Annotated in this window: 14 protein-coding genes; 8 read left to right on the plus strand and 6 right to left on the minus strand. The window is 35.1% G+C overall.

All coding sequences use genetic code 11. The features are described 5' to 3' along the window. The first annotated feature begins 202 nt into the window (after window positions 1-202). From NBX03_RS05190 to NBX03_RS05225, 8 genes are all read left to right on the plus strand, one after another. Window positions 203-556: a hypothetical protein gene (locus tag NBX03_RS05190; protein WP_250229685.1), complete on the plus strand. Its 354-nt coding sequence runs from the start codon at window positions 203-205 to the stop codon at window positions 554-556. Then, window positions 557-1,153, plus strand: coding sequence for an RDD family protein (locus NBX03_RS05195; protein WP_250229686.1), 597 nt, complete (start codon window positions 557-559; stop codon window positions 1,151-1,153). 17 nt (window positions 1,154-1,170) lie between these two features. Beyond that, on the plus strand, window positions 1,171-2,091 hold the full coding sequence (locus tag NBX03_RS05200) for a zinc ribbon domain-containing protein (protein WP_250229687.1): 921 nt from the start codon (window positions 1,171-1,173) through the stop codon (window positions 2,089-2,091). Between the two features lie 409 nt (window positions 2,092-2,500). Then, window positions 2,501-2,788 carry a hypothetical protein gene (locus tag NBX03_RS05205; protein WP_250229688.1) on the plus strand — a complete coding sequence of 96 codons (288 nt, stop codon included), beginning with the start codon at window positions 2,501-2,503 and terminating at the stop codon, window positions 2,786-2,788. A gap of 16 nt (window positions 2,789-2,804) precedes the next feature. After that, window positions 2,805-4,037, plus strand: coding sequence for a GTPase family protein (locus NBX03_RS05210; protein ID WP_250229689.1), 1,233 nt, complete (start codon window positions 2,805-2,807; stop codon window positions 4,035-4,037). A gap of 773 nt (window positions 4,038-4,810) precedes the next feature. Continuing rightward, window positions 4,811-5,146, plus strand: a complete 336-nt coding sequence (locus tag NBX03_RS05215) for a hypothetical protein (RefSeq protein WP_250229691.1) — start codon at window positions 4,811-4,813, stop codon at window positions 5,144-5,146. Between the two features lie 159 nt (window positions 5,147-5,305). Then, the gene (locus tag NBX03_RS05220) at window positions 5,306-5,782 is read left to right on the plus strand and encodes a hypothetical protein (protein WP_250229692.1); all 477 of its coding nucleotides are present in this window, start codon (window positions 5,306-5,308) and stop codon (window positions 5,780-5,782) included. 50 nt (window positions 5,783-5,832) lie between these two features. After that, window positions 5,833-9,300, plus strand: coding sequence for a hypothetical protein (locus NBX03_RS05225; protein ID WP_250229693.1), 3,468 nt, complete (start codon window positions 5,833-5,835; stop codon window positions 9,298-9,300). A gap of 318 nt (window positions 9,301-9,618) precedes the next feature. On the opposite strand, the gene tnpC is transcribed toward NBX03_RS05225, so the two are convergent. From tnpC to NBX03_RS05255, 6 genes are all read right to left on the minus strand, one after another. Continuing rightward, entirely contained in the window at window positions 9,619-10,749 is a 1,131-nt protein-coding gene (gene tnpC / locus NBX03_RS05230) for an IS66 family transposase (RefSeq protein ID WP_250229694.1), read from the minus strand. Next, complete coding sequence (locus NBX03_RS05235) at window positions 10,656-11,144, minus strand: IS66 family transposase (RefSeq protein WP_250229695.1); 489 nt, start codon at window positions 11,142-11,144, stop codon at window positions 10,656-10,658. Before NBX03_RS05235 ends, tnpC begins: the two co-directional genes overlap by 94 nt. 55 nt (window positions 11,145-11,199) lie before the next feature. Beyond that, the gene (gene tnpB, locus NBX03_RS05240) at window positions 11,200-11,553 is read right to left on the minus strand and encodes an IS66 family insertion sequence element accessory protein TnpB (protein WP_250229696.1); all 354 of its coding nucleotides are present in this window, start codon (window positions 11,551-11,553) and stop codon (window positions 11,200-11,202) included. Between the two features lie 14 nt (window positions 11,554-11,567). Further along, complete coding sequence (tnpA, locus tag NBX03_RS05245; protein WP_408628548.1) at window positions 11,568-11,909, minus strand: IS66 family insertion sequence element accessory protein TnpA; 342 nt, start codon at window positions 11,907-11,909, stop codon at window positions 11,568-11,570. 560 nt (window positions 11,910-12,469) lie between these two features. Then, window positions 12,470-14,308, minus strand: coding sequence for a hypothetical protein (locus NBX03_RS05250; RefSeq protein WP_250229698.1), 1,839 nt, complete (start codon window positions 14,306-14,308; stop codon window positions 12,470-12,472). Window positions 14,309-14,325: 17 nt separating this feature from the next. Continuing rightward, entirely contained in the window at window positions 14,326-16,911 is a 2,586-nt protein-coding gene (locus tag NBX03_RS05255) for a hypothetical protein (RefSeq protein ID WP_250229699.1), read from the minus strand. Window positions 16,912-17,296 lie beyond the last annotated feature (385 nt).

Raw genomic sequence — 17,296 nt, forward strand, 5'->3', positions numbered from 1 at the left:
GTGAAAACGGGTACTAAAATAATCCTTAGATTAGGGGCTATTTTAGTATCCAGATTAGAGGCGATAAATTATTTTACATTGGTTATAGTAGTAGAAAAGCTTAAAACGGACTCAGGTTTCACTCTAACTTCCTTAAACCACAATAGATTGAATTTAGTTTTGTCTATTTAAATTAAGCTTTTACTATTTTTGATAAAGGAGGGTGGATGTTATAAGTGTTGACGAATACAATGCAAAATTTAATGAGCCTTATGGGGAAATCGCTAATAGTACAGGAGAAGAAACGGCAATTAAGATTTATAAGATGTTTAATGGTAGAAATATAAAGTTTCCCCGGAGATTATATTCCGATTTTTATATTTATGAATATGTAAAGCTTCTTATTAAGGAAAAAGGATATGATCTTAAAAACTCAAGGGATTATAGTAAAATAGTGAATCATATCATTAGTGATTTTAATTATTGTGAACAGACAGCCAGAAAGAAATTAAAAGAAATGATGGTAAATAAAGGTTTTATTAATGATTCATCAATTTATAAAAGAGAGGATACCTAAATGGATTTTTGTACTAAATGCGGTTCTAAAATTGAAGAAGGTGTGAAATTCTGTGGGAATTGTGGTTATAAAATCAATGTAGACGTTCTACATGAAAATGGTGAAAAAACAAATCCCTCTGATACCATTAGCACATATCATCAATCTAAAGAAATGGCTGTTTTGATGGAGCCAGCAATGGCAAATGAATCAAAGCTTGTTTTAGAGCTACAGGATGCTTATGTTCCTGAGTTCGGCTATCCAAAATTTATTGAACGCCTTGCCGGATATGCGGTAGATTGCAGTATAATGGCGGCTATTGTATCTGTAGGGGCTGTTATTATTCCTATCATCGGCGGTATAATAGGCGGATTTCTATACTTTTTCCTTATGGAGGCTCATTTTGGTGCTACCGTGGGTATGAAATCCTTTGGTTTACAGATTGTTGATATAAAAGGCAATAAGCTAATGACAGCATTGGCATTTAAGCACTGCATGCTCAGGCTTTTATCATATTTTCTTTTGCTTGTTCCATTTTTCCATGCCCTTTCGGATGAAAAAGCAGCAACACTTTTTGATAAATGGGCAGGCTGCGTAATGATTAAAACAAAGGCTTAAGATAAGGAGATGATTTGATGATATGTCCTTATTGTAAAAAGGAAACTGATGTAAACAGCCGTTTTTGCGGTAATTGTGGAAAATTTCTTGATTTACCTGAGATTCCTGCAAAGAATAGTGCACCTAAAAAGAATGCCAAGGGCATTATCATAACGGTTTTAGGCGGAGTTTTTGCAGCATTTGTCATTTTTATCGTCATAGGAGCTATGCTAAGTAAAAGCGACTTTTCAGATAAAAGTAGTACAGAAGAGAAGGAGGAAGTAAGCCCTATTTCAAAAGAAAATTTTCCTGAAGGAGAAAATATAATAACAGAAACTACTGATAAAAAACAAAGCAAAAATGTTCTTACCAAGGATCAGGTTCTGGGAATGCTTATGGACGGAGAAGCTTACAAAGGTAAAAAAGTAGAAGCTCTTCCTGTTAAAGTATTTAACATTATAGGGTATTCTGAAGGTTCAGGATATCAGTTTCAAGGGTATACGGATATTTTTGAAAAAACAGCAGTGCTTATCGTATCTGATGAAAAACTCAGTTTACAAGCAAATGATTATGTTCTTGTTGATGGAACGGTAAAAGGTACCCATAAGGGCACAAATGCTTTCGGCGGTACTGTATATAATTCTGTTATATATGCATCAAAGATACAGGCAGGAGATTTTACAATACTTAACCCTGCTGTTAAGACTTTGGAGGTAAACGGAACCATAGAACAGAGTGGTCTTTCTGTAACACTGGAAAAGGTGGAGCTTTCAGAAAACTCCACAAGATTGTATCTCTATATAGTAAATAATACAGGCATGAAAGCAGGTGTTCAGGATTATGGAAATTATATTGTCCAGAATGCAAAGCAGTATAATGATTCGGGCATTATTTCAGAGACCATAATAAACCCCAGTATGGTAACGGGAACCGTTCAAGAAGCTGTACTATCCAGTTGAGCCTATAGACTCTTTAGAAAATCCTTTTACCATAGGATTAAGCCCTTACTATGAAGATATTTTTGCAGATATTGACGAATTTATATTTAATATAGAGCCTATAAGCAATGTACCAGCCCAAGAGCCATTAGACCCAGGTATTTTATATTCTCTAAGCAGCGAAGAAAGAAAAGAACTTAATTTATTCCTGAGTAATTTCGCTGAAACAAATTTATTTTATATAGATGGTGAGGACGAAGACAGTCTGATTGATTTCGGTATATTCCATAATATTATCAATAGTAATAAGGTAAAAGAAAACGGCAATCAGCAAAGCCTTGAGGCAGAGTTCGTTGAAAAAGCAGTAGAAGGATATCTCGGCAAGGGTATAAAAAATCATTCTACAGATACTTTTGAATACGGTAACGGAATGTACTACTGGGAAAGGATAGAGGATTCTTATCTTAAATTTGTACAAGCCAATTCCCTTACGGAAAATGAAGACGGAACCTATACTGTCACATTTAGTGTTTATGATGCAAGCCCTTATTCAGATGATAGGGTTCCAGAGGAACTATACTGTCCAAAAGAAGAATGGGGAAGCCTTGCAGAGGATAATGTAAGTTATTACATTGACGGAAATGCCCATATAAAAAGAGAAAAAGCAGGAGAAAAATATACCTATAAGCTGCTGTTTTATGCTCTTATGGCACAATAAATAATAGGAGGACAAAATGTACGATAAAGACAATTTCTTTAAAGCTTTAGGACTAAATCCAAGTGAGAAGCAGAAAAGCGCAATCATAAACCGGCTTTCCGCTGTTCTTAATTATGAACCTAAAATAGGCGTACTTGGAAAAACCGGAGTAGGAAAATCAAGTCTCTGCAACGCCCTTTTCGGAAAAGACCTTTTTAACATCAGTGACGTTGAAGCCTGTACAAGAAATGTTCAGGAGGAATTTCTCCGCATAGGAGATTCCAAAGGGCTAAAGCTGATTGATGTTCCCGGCGTAGGAGAGAGCAAAGGCAGAGACGAGGAATATGCCAAACTTTATGCAGAGCTGATGCCGAAGCTTGATTTAGTTTTATGGGTTATTAAGGCAGATGACAGAGCCTTATCCTCTGACGAGAGCTTTTATAAAAATATTGTAAAGCCTCATATTAAAGAAGGAAAGCCTTTCTTCTTCGTTTTAAATCAAGTAGATAAAATTGAGCCTTTAAGAGAATGGGATATAGAAAAGCATATCCCCGGTTTAAAGCAATTTCAGAATATAAACGCCAAGGTTTTAGATGTGGCAAGATTCTTCGAGGTTCCGGCTTCCAGAATAATATATGTTTCAGCCAGTGAAAAATACAATTTAACCGAGCTTGTAAATGAAATCGTATTTGCTTTACCAAAGGAAAGAAAGATAACCTTTTTTAAAGAGGTCAATACCGACTTTCAATCGGAGGTAGCCGGAGAACATGTAAAAAAGTCCTTTCTTGATGTAGTTGGAGATATCGTAGTAGATGTTCTTGAGGTTGCAGGGGATACTCTTGTAAAGGTTAAAGATTCCATCGGTGAAGCAGCAGAAGAAATCTTTGATGGTGTTATAGAGAAGGCTCCGGCCTTTATAGCCGATGCTGCAAAAAAAATAATAGGAGGCTGTTATATTACTACCGCTGTTTGTACATATTTAGGAAAACCTGATGACTGCTATGAGCTTACTCAATTAAGAAAATTCAGAGATAAGTGGCTAAGGCATCAGCCTGACGGTCCGGCTCTCATTGAGGAATATTATGCTAAAGCACCAGGAATCGTTGAGAAGCTGGAGAAAAGAGAGAATAAAGATGAGATCTATCAGTATGTAAATAACGTTTATCTCCTTCCTTGCGTGAAGCTTATAGAAGAGGAGAAATATGAGGAGTGTAAGAGGTTGTATTTAGATATGGTAGAGGAGTTAGAAAAGCATAAAAGCTTTAGATGAAATTGACCACATAGCTACCAGTTAGGCTGGGAAAATTAAGAAAGTACGAGTAAATGTCATTACACTATACTACGCATATAGATAACGTCAGTTTTTAAAGCTCCGATTTATACTCTAAGATGGTAAATCGGGGCTTTAATATTTAGAAAAATATTCTTACTCTTCTTAAACATAAAATCAAAATAGATGCCCTAGATGAGGATTTCTTATTTGGTATTATGACGAAAAGCATTTTATTTATTTCTCTACAGTACTCCCCTTCTTACCTATTTTTATGGGAGAAAGATATACGAGAACCCTCGTGAAAAGTAAGTTAAAGTATTCTATAATTTATTATCTTTTCGTCAAAAAGTTGAAGTTAGCTACATCTTATTTAAACATATGGTACATTGAAACATATTACACATTGTGATATTATTGATTGGCACGTTTCAAGCATGTACTGTAAAAGGCTTTGTGTTATAAATCTATTTATGTAGTTAAATGTCAAAATGAATAGCTAAATAGATACTTGAATTTCCAAAAAAATACATATTTTGCTGGATAGAGGTTTTTCTATAAGAGATCTATGTTTTAATATAAGTATAAAATGTAGTAAACTTTAGAGAGCTTTAAAAAATAAAAGGTTAAATTTAAGAGAAAAGACTTTTTGATACGGGCACTAAAATAAACTTAATATAACCTACTAGTACTCCATCCGTCTTGCAATAATACTTTTCAATTATAGAAAATTTTGCTATACTCCATTAAAAACGGTATTGGAGGATGCAAATATGCCACGTTACATTGTCACTCTGACAAACGATGAAATACAGGAATTAAAAACATTGATACAAAAAGGTGGGAAGGGCTACCGCATTAAGCATGCACAAATACTACTGAAACTGGATCATAAACCAGAAAATAAGGCATGGACATATGACCGCATGGAAGATGCATATGGAACCTCCCGCAGTACGATTGCTGGTATCGCAAAACGGTTCGTTATGGAGGGGCTAGAGGCAGCCCTTGGAAGGAAAATACAGGAAAACCGCTTCCAGATCTGGAAAGTTTCAAAAAGCAGGTGCGCTCCTGGACGATCAGGCGTAATGCAGAACACACAAAAATAAATTGGCAGTTTAAAACACAGGACGCAAGAATCAAGTTATCTAAACTGTATCCGGCTGTAGTTTAAAAGCTATCCGAATACAGTACTACGTATAAAAGTTATGATTACGAGACATTCCTTAGGCATTTAATTTATTTTATAAGAAAGGGTGGCGTTAATAATGAAAGGAAAAAAATACTCTATCAAGTTTATTCTTGTTATAGGTATATTGGTAGTAATGTACTTATATCATACTTCAAAATTTAATAGGATTTATAAGGTATGTGAAGACCCAAATAAAATCGCCAAAATAGAGATACATACCGAACAAAAAGGTATTGATAAAGTGGTAGTAACCGACAAAGAAAGCATTGAGGCATTTAGTAAAGTGATTAGCTCCGTAACTTTTATTAAAAGCCAAAATAACAGTTATGATAAAGAGTACACCTTATGTGTATTTCCATCGGAGGTTGAATATTTCTATTCGATTTCAGTTCCAAACGGTATATTGGTTAAAGCATACCCAGGTACAGAGGTAATGACGCCATTGTACAATATGGAAAATTATGATGCTCTTCTTTCATGGATAAATGAAATGAAAGATAAGTCAATTTTAAAGGAGGGAAAAGATATAAAAAATGCAGAAAAGGAGGACTAGGCTAAATTATAACGGAATTTAAAAAATCATAATAGATAAGGGTGAATAACATGTTTATTAGAAAAAAGATGTTAAAGAAAGCAATATCCTTAATTATGACAGCATCGATTCTTCTTAATTATAATATTTACAGTGTATTTGCGGAAAAAGGTAATAATTTTAAAGCGAGTAAAGCTGCAAATCATACAGTACATAATGAGAACTGTGTAGAAAATCATTCAGAAGAAGTGGTAGATAAAGACTTTGTTGTCTATGATTTGTTAATGAAAACAGGAATATTAGCAAATAGTTCTAGAGAAGCCAGTCAACATTCCAAAGAAAATTCAAATGACAAAAGTGAAATCGATGATAATATAAAAGAAAATGCAACAAAGATAGTGGATAGCGGAGCATATGACAAGACGGAAATGACAGATACTATCGATAAAATAGACAGTAATGAAAACATTGAAAACGCCTCCGACAAAGAGGCTGCAGATATAGAAAAAGAAATTGATAAAAATATTACCCTAGATATAAACGGCAATAAGAATAGTGAAAATTCAGCAACGTTCAAAGATGCATTAGATGAGACGACAGATGATAAGGATTCTTTTTTTATAGGATATAAAATTACTCAGGGAACACAAGATTCCCTTCTTTCGGATAGTATCGCAGAAGCAGAATTAATGTATCTTGCTACATATATGAACAAAGAATATGATGATATAGAACAATCAGAAGTTATATATGATGTTGAAGATAACCCTACTTATCTAGCTATATCTTTTATTTCCGGTGGATATGCAATAATGATAAGAAGCAATCTTATTGTAACAGAGTATAGCTATAATGATAAAAGTCCTTATAGTGATTCTATTGGAGGGAAAAACTACTATCTTGGTGTTTTAAATTATTATAATGGAGAAAATATTACTGATATGCAAAATATAATGTCGGGGGATCGTCTTTCCGACGATAGCATTGAGACCTTTCAAAAATTAAATGACGAGTATAATCAGGTTTCTCCACCTGTTTTACTTGAAGAAATCTATATGGATAAGGAATTAAAAGAGGCGGTTATTCATAACAGTGATAATATAGATCAAACTTTATCTGCAACACTAGATATAGAAGCGAGAGATGAAGAAGCAGAGCAATATCCTTACAGCACAGAAACGGCCAAGGAAAATAATATAGACCAGCAACAGAATGAAGCCATCGAATATCCTCAAAGTGTTACCATTGTTAGTGCAGCAGATATTGCTTATCCAGATACGATACGGAATTCAATCTTTGGAGACAATGAAGGTACATCGTGCGGCGTAATAGCCTCTGAAATCTTATTGAGATATTACAACGACCATTACGCTGATGGACTGGTAGAGACTAAGTATTATTCAGGTCCATTTAATGACTTTCATGCTCTCCTTAAGTCGGAGTATTGGCTTACAAAATTTTTAGATGGAAGCATGCCCTATAATAATGCGGAGTTGGTAAACTATTACATTGGAAATGATTCCAACAGAAGGAATCTGGGGTATCATTCTAAGTATAAGATAATTGTAGGAGTAGAAAGTGAAGCCAAGTCCCGTATTGATGAGGGGTACCCTGTAATACTTTACACTGTTATGGACAATGCCTATGGAAATCATGCAATGGTGGCATATGGGTATGAAGAAAGATTTAGCTCAGAATCAGAATTCACTAATACATACTTTAGATTACATGAAGGCTGGCTTACAGGTTCTAAGGATAAGTTTGTAAATACTACATTTTTCTACGGCGGTATCACATGGCTTGAGAAGTTTGACAGTCACTCTCATGATTTTAGTAAATATACAATTTTTCCGAGAGTTGATGAAACAGAAAACTATCATGCAGCAACATGCACTGAATGTGAATTATTTACAAAAAAGGCACATCAATATGAGCATTTTGAATCATTTCCCGGCGATCCTCAAAGTCATGGGTATAGATGCAGTCTATGTAACCAAACAAAATCAATATGTAACAATCCTGATATTTACTATACAGACAATGGCAACAACCATACTGTTAAATGTAACAATTGTTTATTTGTTATGACAGAAGGACATGAGTACGGAGATTGGATTAAAACGCCTTCTGAACACAAAACAGTATGTAAAAAATGCAGCCACTCAGAATCTTCACCTCATAAAAATCTTGTTTGGGTTAGGCAAAACGATTTGCAGCATAGCGTTCAATGCAGTATTTGTGGCTATTTAACGCTTAGTAATCATAATTATTCTTCTTGGATGAACTTAGGGACTCAGCATAGTAAAGTGTGCAGTACCTGTAATGATACTGTCAATGAAAAGCATAGATTGGTGTTTTCTGGAAGAACTTCTGCTGGTCATACTCTATCATGTACAAAATGCGGATATTCCTCAACTAGCGGGCATAAGTTCAGCCCATGGTCTTCCAATTCATCTTTTTCACTGGGTTCTACTTCACTATCTTTTGATACAACCTTGAACCAAGATTTAGAGGTTTTTAAAGATGAAGCTTTATTATTGTTAGATGGTGAGGATATAGCAACCAATAAAACTTATCTTTGTAACGAATCAGAATGCGACGATGAGCATTATATAACAGATGATTATACGTTAAATAATATACAGGCTTTAAGTGCTACCGAGGGTCACTCTCGCCGATGTTTAGATTGCGACTATGAGGAAAATGGAAATCATGCTTATTCTTCATGGAGCTATAGTTCGTTTGAGCATAGTAGAACTTGCAATATATGTGGTCACAAACAATCAGGAAAACACTCATATGGAAGTTGGACAAGTAATTCCTCCTTACAGCACAGGCGTTCATGTTCCTGTGGCTATACAGAAACTGCAAGTCATTCCCTTGGAAACTGGAGCAGTGAAGGCAGCTCACAGCATATAAGAAGTTGTTCTTCCTGCGATTACACTGAGAAGCAAAGTCATAATGTGCCATACGCTTGGAGTTCTGATTCCTCCAAACATTATAAAAAATGTAGTACTTGTGGATATAGTGAATCAGGTAATCATTCCTATGGTTCATGGAGCGGTACACAAGCTAATCATACACAAAAATGTTATACGTGCGGGTATATAGATACCAAGTCTCACAGCTTTGGAACATATAGTTCGGATTACAGCGGTTCGACTCATTCTAGGACGTGTTATACTTGTAACTATAAGGATTCTCAATCACATAATTTTGGCTCATGGTCATCTTGGCAAAGCAACCGTCATGAACGCAGTTGCAGGACGTGCTCATATACAGATACAAAACCCCATAATTTCGGTTCTTATTCATCAAATAGCTGGAGCAGTCAGCATGAACGAACTTGTCGGACATGTTATTATGCAGAAAGAGAAAATCATTCATATTCTACAGGTTCATGGCAATCTGTAAGTAAACCTAACCACTGCCGCTCTAGACAGCAAACTTGTAGTAAATGTGGCCACTCCCAGTGGGAATATGATTATACACATTGGATGCTGGGAAATAGCTGTATGGATTGTCGATATAGAAAGTAGCACAGACTAGATGCCTTATATACCTTAATTAGCAGAATCATGAAGATAATAATGTTGTAAATGATAGAATGCAACTCCTCTATCTCCAATTCAAATCTGAGAGATACCTTTATTAAAAACATAGGAAAGCCAGGGTTTATATAAACTTTGGGTTTCCTATGTTTGCCTCCTTAAAATAAACAAGCACTATATCTTCACTGTTTGGCTGAAATAGATATTAGGAAAGCCTACCTCTTATTGGTATCCGGTAAATATCTGAACCCATAGACATAACAAAAGCCCTCAGCATGTAAAGGGAGCGCATTTTAGCAAAAATATCTATCCTTTAAGCACAAAGCAATAATCCGGCAAAGATTCACTCCAAGGCAGCAGCATTTCAATGGCGGATGTATTTATATGTGGTAAAGTTTCCAGGAGAAACTCCATATATTTAAAGGGATGCAGACCATTTTCCTTAGCAGTTTCGATGATGGAATACATAATAGAGCTTGCCCTGGCGCCAGCAGGGGTGCATGAAAACAGCCACGCCTTTCTGCCCATGACAAAAGGTTTGACGGTCCTCTCAGCTCGATTATTCGAGATTTCTGTCCTGCCATCAAGAAATACATTTTCCAGATATCTCTTCTGGGAAAGGGCATAACCAGCGGCTTCGCCAAGAGGCACTTTAGGAAGTGCGCCAAGATTTTCTACCCATGCAAAGAAAGCATTAGAAACAGGCTTGGACTGTTCCAGCCGCTTTTGATACCGCTCATCGGCAGTAAGCTTTTCAAACTTTCGCTCTAGGTCAAACAAAGCGTTGATATAAGCCATTCCTTGAGCCGCCTCTGAATCTTTACGCTTTTCTATGGACGTGTTTTTAACGATGGCTTCAAAGCGTCTGCGAACATGCGACCAACAGCCAATGACTGTAATATCGGGTGGCAGATTATGATAAACCTTATAGCCATCTGTATGTAATAAGCCCTTGAAATCCTTCAAAAAAGCTTTGGGATGCTCTTGGCTTTGGGTTTCCTGATACTCATAGATGGCAATTTTTCGCTCGGCAGCACCACTTGTGCGATAAATCCACTCATAAGATTTGGTTTGAGCAGATCGGCCATCCTCCCGCAAAACCTGGACCCAGGTTTCGTCTGCGTGAAGTACTGTTTCCTGCAATAGATGAGCTCTCAACCGTTCATAAATGGCCTCCAGATACCTTTCAGAACAGGCAATAGTCCAACTCACCATGTTTTGCCGGGAGATATTCACCCCATCGTAGCGGAAACCATTTTCCAGGCGATATAAAGGCATCCCGTTGGCATATTTTTGTACAGCTATATGCGCTACCAGAGATGGTGATGCTAAAGAACCGCTGATCAACGGTTTAGGGGCTTCGGCTTTGACGAAAGGAACCTCTGTGCCGGTTTGTTCGCAGTTTCTGCAAGCATAGGAATGGGTGACATGCTCCAAAACAACAACTTGGCCGGAATCAGCTTAAGCTCCCGGCGAGTCTGCGTACCTATATCTCTCATAGTATCACCGCAAGCTGGACAGGTACGTTCTTTTTCGGAAAGCTCGTAATCTATGCGCTCCACAGGTAACCCTGATAAATCCTCTTCACGCTTGCCCTTGCGCTTTTTGCGGGAATATGAGATTTCCTCGGCTTCAGGCGGAGGAGCAACTTCACCAGCGGTAAACAAAGTCATTTGCCTGAGGTCAACATCACTTTTCTCACTGGAAGCACCAAACTGACGGCGCTTCAAAAACAGAAGCTGCTGCTCATAATGCTTTACAAGGATTTCTAACTCGGATATGCGGTTTTTAAGTTTATCTATATTTTCGGAGGATTCATGAGTATTTTCCATATACTAAGTATAACACATAGCATACCAAAAACCAAGTAAATACAGGGGTTCTAACTCATATAACCCATCGTTCAGATACCTCTTTGCGCTTTAATTTCAACTCCACTTTTGCTCCGCCAAGAAGTATTTGCAGTTCCTCAGGAGTCAAGGTCATGGTTGCTTCGCTCCCTTCTGTAGGCCAGCGAAAACGGCCTTTTTCAAGTCGCTTGAAGTATAGCCAAAAGCCATCGCAATCCCATTCAAGTATTTTGATTCTGTCACGGTTTCTATTGCAGAATACAAAAATGGCCTCGCTGAAGGGGTCGAGATGGAAACTGCTCTCCACTATGGCTGCCAGGCCGTTTATTGATTTCCTCATATCGGTTCTGCCACAGGCAAGGTATGCCTTCTTGCCATCTATCTTCAACATGGCCCGGCCAACTCTCACAGTAAGCCCGCAAGCTTTTCCGTTGGATATGAACTATCTACTGTTATTTTTATTCCCTTAATTTCGATATGTAGTGTATCGGGCATCGGGTTTTCAGGCTGTGCAGAATTTCCATCCATTACCTGAACTTCTGTGAATCCGGATACAGCAAGGGCCGTATTGTTTTCAGTTACTTGCTGTTTCTCTATGTGAGAGATTGCGGTTTCTCTCAATTTCCTTTGCCAGTAGTAATACACATTTTCATGAAAACCTTCTCGCTCGCAAAATCCTCTTATGCTAAGATCACTTTCCCGGCGATCCCGCATTATCCCTGCCCAGTGTGATAAGCGATATTTCACTGCTTACGAAAGGGACTGTATTTGGCGATGGCAGAGGAATTGGAATATAAGTTTAATAATTAATTTGTAAAATAAAAAATTTCCTTTTTATGTAAAGTAGAAAGATTAAAAATAAAATTAAGATAGGTAAGCCCAGAATGAGGCTTACCTATCTTAGCTATATATTATTATGAAGCCATAGGTCAGAAAACAATGAGGTTTATTGTTTTTCAGTAAAGTTTTTAGATAGAATTTATTTACTAATGATTTTTTCAGATGAGTTTTCAGTGTTCGAACTTTCTGATGAAGGCTCTTCAGTAATAGCTTCTTCATCTTTACTATTTCCATTAAAGTCAGAAGTTGGCGCTCATATTAACTGATTTAACGAATTATTCGACGTATCTTTTAAAAAGATTTAACCTTCTTTAGCAAAGACTTTGCTGTTGTTGATATCATTATAATTGAATTAGAAAAAATACTTTAGGAATATTAAATCTTTCATAAATAAGAACTATTTTTACATATAAAAACCTGTGCAATTTTGAATACAAAATAAGGCATAATATTGCCAAGCACTGTTCTTAAATAAGGTATTTATTAAGTAATTGGCTAAACAAATTTGCATGCTCAAGGGAGTTTTCCTCTTTGTTTTCAGTCAAAGTAATTATATCCGCTTGGGGAAAAATTTTCCCAGGTGTCATACTTCTATCATAAATATCTATTAAAACATCATTATCCTCATCTGATTGACCATTAAAAATACAGAGCCCTAATAATTTGTTATCTGTATTTGCGGGGCTAATAGAAAAAATATATTTAAAGGCTAAAGCAGGTACATGGTATCTTTTAACAGTAGAAATAGTACTGAATTTCGCATCAGAAATTAAATAATAAATATCTTTGCCTTTTTCAATTTTAATAAGGTAGTCTGGAGAATAGTAGACTCCCTTTGCCTCTCCTTTGTCTATATAATTTTCATAGGATATACTGGTATTCCTGTAAATTTCAATGCCATTTGATAATTGAAAGCTATCGCTGTAAATTACTGGTTGATAATAAAGAGTAACTATCTGCTCATTGTAAGAAAAAACAAACGTATTATTGCACTCAACATTTTGATAGAGCGTTTTTCCCGCAAACGAATAGGGAAATTGGTAGCTACTAATAAGTTCATATCCGCATTCTTTAAAATACGAGTATAATTTAGATAGTACATAGCATTCATACAAGATATCTCCCTTTAGAAAGGATAGCATGAACCGCTCTCTTTTTAAGTCATAGATACCCATTTTAAACCATAAGATAATACAGTCATATATCTGAAAATATTGGGGAATTGAAAGAAAGATTGCTGTTGGTTTAGGAACGTCACAAACTTGAACTTCCGTTACTTTTAAGGCATAACTGTAAGCGTTAAAAAGAATATTATACTTATCAGAAAGTGCATTCAATTGCTCCTGATAATATGAAAGTGTTTTCTTAGTACTACTATAAATATAGAAAGAAGATAACACATAGCCATCAATTTCTTTCTCATCATCTGGGAAGCCTTTAATCATATTAGATATTGCTACCCTTATCTCATCAATTGATAAGATAAGGGTCTTTAAAAAACCTACTACAATTTGGTTTTCGTATATATCATATACATATATGCTTTTTGCCATTAAGGTTTTTTGAGGCTGATAGTACTGCCCATTAAATTCTATACCTGATTTGTAATTTACTTGTACTAGCTGTTCAGGATGCTGAGTTAAGTACTTAATTGTCCTATCTGCAATGAATTGAAGTCTCTCAAAAGAATCAACCGTATCTTGTTTATCGGTTTTAAACCTACTATTGACCTTAAAATAACTATAGTACTCTTCATAATAATATAAAATCTCTTTTAGCAAAGCAATGCGTGATTCCATACTCTTATTTTCATTTTTCGATAAATCACTAATATTTCTAGGGCGGACAGAATCTTGATATAATAAATCCTCATTATGTTTATAGATATACTCCACCATACGGCGGACAGAGTTATTTTGTTTTCCTTTTCGAACCATAACAGCAACATAAGGAGAGGATAAATTAATTTTATGATTTTTACTGCTCAAGTTCATTGAAATCTGGATAAATCCGTAGCAGGAAGAAAAAATTCTATTGCCATATTCCTCGTTCTTAAATACAATGTTCCCATTTAATAATATTTCAGTATTTATATGAAAATCATTTATGAAAAAGTCTATTGATTCAAGAGGTTCTTCACCTTCAAAGGGAGAACATATAAAAGCCTCATAGGGTAAATCTGAAAAGACTTTAATATCAATGGATGGATGAGAATCTATGTATGAATTTTTGTTACTTGAATCAAATAATGGAACAATTTGTTTAGATTTACCATGAGGGCAAAGGATAATCTCATATTGCGGCATATATTAGCCCCTCCCTTTTAGCTAAAAAATTGATAAAACTTCATCCGGCGGTCACCTTTTTCAATTATACTTTTCAACAAGGTACTTGATTGACGCAAATTACTGTCACTGCAAATATCATAAATTGAATTAAGAAACTTTCTATATTCGTCACCACTGTCTCTGAGTAGTGGTAAAATCTTTTGAGCAATGGCATAATCTAACGCAACAATAGATGCATTTGTTCCATCACTGTCATTTTCGAAAAGATTTTTTGCAACGGACCAATATCTTCTAATTGCATTATCTACTCTAAAACTTAAAGATCCAAATAAGGCGTATAGTCGCTCATAAATTTCCTTTGCTTCACCATCCATAGGATTTAATGGCTCTACAGAAGAACCAAAAGTTTCCTTTAAGGAACTCCACGTAATCATTTCGATATCTTTGCTATTATAACGTAATTCTTTAGCAGTTCCAGGTACTACGGAAGGAAGCAAAATAACCCAAGCTCTATCTAAAAGTCTAGGCGATAAGGTTTCTGTCGTATGGTCATTATTAATGGTTGCAACAAAGCGCAGGGATTCAGGAATGCTGAGTTGATAATTTTCCCCTAAATTAATGCCATGACTTTCGTCCCAATCATCGCAGATATTCATAAAATCTGCCCAATAATACTCCATAGGGCTTAGATTTGCTTCGTCCAATAAAAATAAAAAAGGTAAATCTGTTAAATCTCCTTTTGCTTCAGTGTCCAAAATCTTAAAGCCATCAAAAATACGGCAATTACTTTTATCAAAATTTCTAGTGAGAGGATTGTAATAGCCGACAAAATCTCTTTTAGAGGTCCAACCTTTTTCTACCGAAACAGGAATATATCTATTAGGTTCGTAAGAATTTTTTTGCTTTTCTAATAGGTTTTTGGGTAACATTAGCCCCAATGAGTGGGCTAATATATTACAGATAGATGTTTTTCCTGTCCCAGGCTCACCTGAAAAAACAGTTAAAAATCCTTGACTGACACAAATCAAGATGTTTATAATATCATTTTTACTGTAATTGGGTCGGCAATCTTTAATTTTTTCACAAATATATTCAACAAGAGCTTCGCCGCGTTTTTGTGATTTTGGGATATTACGTAACTGATATATTAAACTTTCATAAGCATCTTCACATTGTTGCGTTTCCCATGCAGCCGCTTGTTTAAGAAGCTTATTTGCCAGCATACCATCAAAAGCGAAATCTACTGCTTTATCTTCACTGTTTTTAAATTTGTTATCAAGCCGAGTTTCTATTTCTGAAATCTTTTTATCTAATTCGCGTTCGCGATCTTCTTTATATCTAACTTTCCTCTCGAGAGAAGTTAATTTTTCTTGAAGATCAGAGCCGTTCTCAAAAAAATTTAGCTCTACTCTAAGCTTTTCAATTTCTTTCTGAATATCATCTTTTGTTTTTATTTTTTCATCTATTTCGGCTTGATGCTCTGCAAGAATTTCTTCAGACAATTCAGAGCTATTTTTTATTTCTATTTCTTCAAGAAGAATACTTTTTTTACGTGTTAGTTCGTCAAGGTCTGCCTTTAAAGCATCTACACGCCCAAAAATTTCCCTGAAACTTTGTACCTTGCTCATAAATTCTTTATTATTAGATAAATGGGAGACAACAGAAGAAAATTGGGTTGAATCCTTATATTTCAGTAACAAAGCTGGTATCACGCTAGATAGAAAGTTAAAGGTATCTTCTAAATTGCTCTCATCTGTAAAAAAATTACGAAGACGCTCTAACCTTTTGTCTTGTATCTCTTTTGGGACCATACTGCCTATAATAGTAGATTTCCGATACGAGTCTAATAATTTAACTATATCAGTTAAATTAATCTTGCCATCTTTAATAAAATCATCAGCAAGAGAATCTCTAAAATTTTGAAGTAATTCTTCATCTTGAATTACATCAATATCTATTATTGGAAAACTTTCGGGTTTATGCCAAATTTTCCTCTCACTCTCATATCCACCATACACTTGTATGTTATCATTTTCGCTATTATTTAAAACTAACCCTCTAATAATATATTGCGATTCTTTTAATTTGGTATTTACGTAAAATTGTTTTCCATGTAGTCTTAAGCCAACTTTATATGGTCCAATCAGTTCATTCTCATCTATTTGCAGAAAAACATCCTGTCCATCATATAGACCTACGTCATTCACCTCTAGTATAGGATTAACACAATAATTTCCAACAATTTTTTCTTTTGGAATTACTTGAAAAAAATTAAGCTGCGACATTTCTTGAATTTTATTTGAAGAAAGTGTAGAAATATCTACCTTGTAGCCTGTACGATTTCTTTCGCCCGTGGTGAATGAAATACTATCCTCTAGTTCAGAAGTAACAAAATCAAAAAATATGTACGCAGTATTGTGAAAATACTCTTTTAATGGATATTCAGACTTAGAACTATAAAAATTAATATTTCCGAATTCTGACTCAGGTAATAATTCCTGACGATCATTATTATTTAGATAGCTAAGAGTGGTTCCGTTTAGTTGATAAAGTGGCTTAAAATTATAAAAAGTGTTGCTAACAGAAATTTTTTCTTCAATAAAACCTAAATACTTGCCCATTTTATTCCTCCTATTAGAAATATAATATAATATAGTTTGCTATATATTATAAAGCTATCTTCAAAGCCTCCTTTTTATTTTTTAATCGACTCAGTTTGTGTAATAAACTAATATTTTATCTTTTATAGTTTAAACGTCTGGTTAGGTTAACTGAATATAATTATCAAATATGATATACATTTGCTCCATTTATACATTCATTTACACCACGGTCTCCTCCTTTGTTGATATCGGCACAATACAAAAGAAAAATTAGAATACCTTTGAAAATTAAAAGATAGCCAAAATAATTGGTGTGGCAAAATTAAATTGTTGATAAAAGTATCAAATTAATTGAATCAGATTCCTCACCAAAGACGACCTTCGTTACTTTATACTATACTTC

Source organism: Anaeropeptidivorans aminofermentans, assembly GCF_940670685.1.
In the GTDB taxonomy this organism is placed as follows: domain Bacteria; phylum Bacillota; class Clostridia; order Lachnospirales; family UBA5962; genus Anaeropeptidivorans; species Anaeropeptidivorans aminofermentans.

Excerpts from the sequence above, each read along its gene's own strand:
- NBX03_RS05195 (WP_250229686.1), top strand. The coding sequence starts at position 557 with ATGGATTTTTGTACTAAATGCGGTTCTAAAATTGAAGAAGGTGTGAAA.
- NBX03_RS05200 (WP_250229687.1), top strand. The coding sequence starts at position 1,171 with ATGATATGTCCTTATTGTAAAAAGGAAACTGATGTAAACAGCCGTTTT.
- NBX03_RS05205 (WP_250229688.1), top strand. The coding sequence starts at position 2,501 with ATGTACTACTGGGAAAGGATAGAGGATTCTTATCTTAAATTTGTACAA.
- NBX03_RS05210 (WP_250229689.1), top strand. The coding sequence starts at position 2,805 with ATGTACGATAAAGACAATTTCTTTAAAGCTTTAGGACTAAATCCAAGT.
- NBX03_RS05215 (WP_250229691.1), top strand. The coding sequence starts at position 4,811 with ATGCCACGTTACATTGTCACTCTGACAAACGATGAAATACAGGAATTA.
- NBX03_RS05220 (WP_250229692.1), top strand. The coding sequence starts at position 5,306 with ATGAAAGGAAAAAAATACTCTATCAAGTTTATTCTTGTTATAGGTATA.
- NBX03_RS05225 (WP_250229693.1), top strand. The coding sequence starts at position 5,833 with ATGTTTATTAGAAAAAAGATGTTAAAGAAAGCAATATCCTTAATTATG.
- NBX03_RS05235 (WP_250229695.1), bottom strand. The coding sequence starts at position 11,144 with ATGGAAAATACTCATGAATCCTCCGAAAATATAGATAAACTTAAAAAC.
- tnpB (WP_250229696.1), bottom strand. The coding sequence starts at position 11,553 with ATGTTGAAGATAGATGGCAAGAAGGCATACCTTGCCTGTGGCAGAACC.
- NBX03_RS05250 (WP_250229698.1), bottom strand. The coding sequence starts at position 14,308 with ATGCCGCAATATGAGATTATCCTTTGCCCTCATGGTAAATCTAAACAA.
- NBX03_RS05255 (WP_250229699.1), bottom strand. The coding sequence starts at position 16,911 with ATGGGCAAGTATTTAGGTTTTATTGAAGAAAAAATTTCTGTTAGCAAC.